Annotated in this window: 3 protein-coding genes and 1 pseudogene; all 4 read left to right on the top strand. The window is 40.3% G+C overall.

Going from position 1 to position 3,651, the window contains the following annotated elements; all coding sequences use genetic code 11:
- Nucleotides 1-273 (top strand): annotated as a pseudogene (locus ACH2DQ_RS04055) (helix-turn-helix domain-containing protein); the annotation flags it as partial.
- Nucleotides 263-1,387, top strand: a complete 1,125-nt coding sequence (locus ACH2DQ_RS04050) for a sensor histidine kinase (RefSeq protein ID WP_395025677.1) — start codon at nucleotides 263-265, stop codon at nucleotides 1,385-1,387. The pseudogene ACH2DQ_RS04055 and the gene ACH2DQ_RS04050, both read left to right, overlap by 11 nt.
- A gap of 282 nt (nucleotides 1,388-1,669) precedes the next feature.
- The gene (locus ACH2DQ_RS04045; RefSeq protein ID WP_394913079.1) at nucleotides 1,670-2,662 is read left to right on the top strand and encodes a D-alanyl-D-alanine carboxypeptidase family protein; all 993 of its coding nucleotides are present in this window, start codon (nucleotides 1,670-1,672) and stop codon (nucleotides 2,660-2,662) included.
- Between the two features lie 286 nt (nucleotides 2,663-2,948).
- Nucleotides 2,949-3,651, top strand: a 703-nt coding sequence (gene recA / locus ACH2DQ_RS04040) for a recombinase RecA (RefSeq protein WP_395025675.1), incomplete at its 3' end; no start/stop codon positions are given.

The raw sequence follows: 3,651 nt of genomic DNA, 5'->3' as shown, positions 1-3,651 counted from the left end.
AATCAGAGTACCAGAGAATGTATAGTGAATGAAAAACCAATTTCTCTGACCCCTACAGAGTTTTCCATACTCTGGATATTATGTGAAAATAAGGGAAAAGTAGTAAGTGCAGACAAATTGTTCCAGGAAGTCTGGGGAGACAAATACTTTTCGGGCAGTAACAATACAATTATGGTTCATATCAGGCATCTGAGGGAAAAGATGCATGATACCGCTGAAAATCCGAGATATATTAAAACAGTGTGGGGAGTTGGATATCGAATTGAAAAATGAGTTTGGAAGGCTGAAACGAAAGATTGTAAAGCAGGTATTTATAGTTGCATTATTTGCAATCTTAATAGGCGCCTGCCTGCAGTATATGGTAATTGACGGCATCTTACAGGGACCTTTTGCGGAAGGTTTTGTTGCCTGGTGCCAGAATAGATTTAATCTGGATTATAAAGAGGCTGTGAATGTCTATCAGAAAGTTTTTCGCAACACGAAAGATTATCTGATGATGGCTGGATTTATTATATTAATGCTGATTTTATTTTACATTGCCTTGCTGAAATTCACACGCTATTTTGACGAAATCCGACAGGGCATGAAGAAATTGCTGCAGGAATCAGAAGAACCCATCCGGTTGTCTCCGGAACTTGATTTCATGGAAGCAGAAATGAACCAGGTCAAAGGCACTTTAAAAAAACGTGCGGCAGATGTATCGGAGGCAGAGCAGCGGAAAAATTCACTTGTAGTTTATCTTGCACATGATATCAAAACACCGCTTACCTCAGTAATCGGTTATATGAACCTAATGCTTGAACTACCGGATATGCCTCCGGAACAGCGTGCCAAATATATGGAGATATCCCTGGAAAAAGCATATCGGCTGGAACAGCTGATTAATGAATTATTTGATGTAACCCGCTTTAACATGCAGACCATTGAACTGGAAAAAGAAGAAATCCATCTGGCGTATATGCTGATGCAGATGGCAGAGGAATTTTATCCGGTCTTAATGGATCAGAATAAACGTGCTCAGGTATATGCAGATGAAACCCTGTTAATTCATGGAGATCCCAATAAACTGGCCAGGGTATTTAACAATATTCTGAAGAATGCCATAGCTTACAGTTATGAGAATACAATTATCGAAATTAAAGCTGAAAAAATAGAGAACCATGTATTGATTACCTTTCGCAACCAGGGAGACAAGATACCTTATGAAAAACTCATGAAAATATTTGAACAGTTTTACCGTCTGGATTCTGCCAGATCCAGCAATACGGGCGGCGCCGGACTGGGTCTTGCCATTGCAAAAGAAATTGTATTGGCGCATAAAGGCAAAATCTATGGACTGAGTGATGAAAATTACACCACTTTTTCTGTAGAACTGCCACTAATTTAATTTCATATTCCATCAGGGAAAAAAAGAATAAGAACATTTAAGCAAAGATATTTCAGGTAAAACCAGGAACGGATTTGCAGAATGTTCTTATTTTATGTAATTGTATCGTCGAAAAATGCAAACTCTTAATTTTAACTTATGATGTTATGTAGGAATTCTGAAGGACCAATAAATATGCAAAGGAAGTTTCAGGGAAATTTTAATAGAGTCATAAGTCAGGATTTACACACTTTTTGAATCTTGCTGTTACCATAAATGTAAGAATAAAACGGAGGTGTAATTATGAGAAGACGAAGGAGAAGAAGGTATTATGGGGGACAGGTTATCTGTATAGCATTTCTTTTGATAATATGTGCATTTGGAGTGAAAAAACTGGCAGACAAAGAGCCTTCAGGCATACCAAATGACAGCGGGGCAGCATCAGCTTATTCGAATGAGACCATACAGCTGACAAGCAGCGATGAGGGCCGGGAATTAGATATTGACAAAGACAGGATTTACAGTGCCTCGGCGATATTGATTGATATACAGAACAGGCAGATATTGTTTGAAAAACAAAGTGACAGCAGAATCTATCCTGCTTCGCTTACAAAGATTATGACGGCCATTACTGCAATTGAGACAATTGGAGATTTACAGCAGACAGTTACCCTGCAGCCGGACAAATTTGATGCTTTGTATGCAGAAGGGGCATCTATGGCAGGCTTTGCTCCAGGTGAAGAAGTGTCTGTTGAAGACCTGGTTTATGGAGCACTTCTGCCCTCCGGAGCGGAATGCAGTCTGGGATTGGCAGACTTTGCCGCAGGAAGTGAAGCTGCATTTGTTGAAATGATGAATCAGAAAGCATCGGACTACGGGATGAAGGACACACATTTTAGAAATACAACCGGGCTCCATGATGCTGATCATTATACCACGGTAGAAGATATCGCCGTATTACTGGAACATGCATTGCAAAATGAAGAGTTCCGAAAGGTTTTTACTTCTTTTGTGCATTCGGTACCATCAACCAATCTCCATCCTGAGGGAATTACCTTCTACAGTACGCTGGCTCCCTTTGTAGAAGCAGAACAGATAAATGGCGGCGAGATAGAGGGCGGAAAAACAGGTTTTACAGATGAGGCAGGGCTTTGTCTTGCAAGCCTGGCTAGTATTAATGGCAGGGAATATGTTCTGGTTACGGTTGGTGCCAAAGGAAATCATGAAACAGACCCCTATCATGTGGAAGACGCACGTTATATCTACAATCAGCTGGCTCAGATGGGATCAGAGTAAATGGAGACTGTCACTGTAAATTATCTCAAAATATAAAAAAACAATTGACAATAAGCGCAGATTAATATATGATATGAGAATATTCCTTTCGTGATGCCAATGGTTATCACAGATTCTTATTTTCAACGGCATTTTCGCCGATAATCACAGTGAAGAAATAATATGGTAAATGGGGTGGCGCTTATGGCTTAGATTGTTTGAAATAATAGTTGACATTTTGTCCGAAATATAATAGTATGGGTATAGAAAACGAACATAAGTTTGTAAATTAAAGGAGATAAATGTTATGGGACAGCAGGAAGATAGATTAAAAGCCCTGGATGCGGCGATTGGTAAAATTGAGAAGGATTTTGGTAAAGGGGCGATCATGAAGCTGGGAGAATCCGGTGTAAACATGAATGTTGAGACAATTCCTACCGGTTCTTTGAGTCTGGATATTGCGCTTGGATTAGGGGGTATCCCAAAGGGAAGAATTGTTGAGGTATATGGACCGGAATCCAGTGGTAAAACCACCGTTGCTTTACATATGGTTGCAGAAGTTCAAAAAATAGGCGGTATAGCAGGATTTATTGATGCGGAACATGCATTAGACCCTGCATATGCAAAAAATATAGGCGTTGATATTGACAATTTATACATTTCACAGCCGGATAACGGTGAACAGGCGCTGGAGATTACAGAGACTATGGTTCGTTCCGGAGCAGTTGACATTATTATTGTCGATTCCGTTGCTGCATTGGTTCCAAAGGCAGAAATTGATGGCGACATGGGCGACAGCCATGTTGGTCTGCAGGCACGACTGATGTCACAGGCACTTCGAAAGTTAACAGCGGTAATCAGCAAATCAAACTGTATTGTAATCTTTATCAATCAGCTTCGTGAGAAAGTCGGCGTTATGTTTGGAAGCCCGGAGACAACCACCGGCGGACGTGCATTGAAGTTCTATTCTTCCATTCGTTTGGATGTAAGAAGAATTGAAGCTTTAAAGC

The organism is Robinsoniella sp., from assembly GCF_034124845.1.
This window is presented reverse-complemented; position numbering and strand designations above follow the sequence as displayed.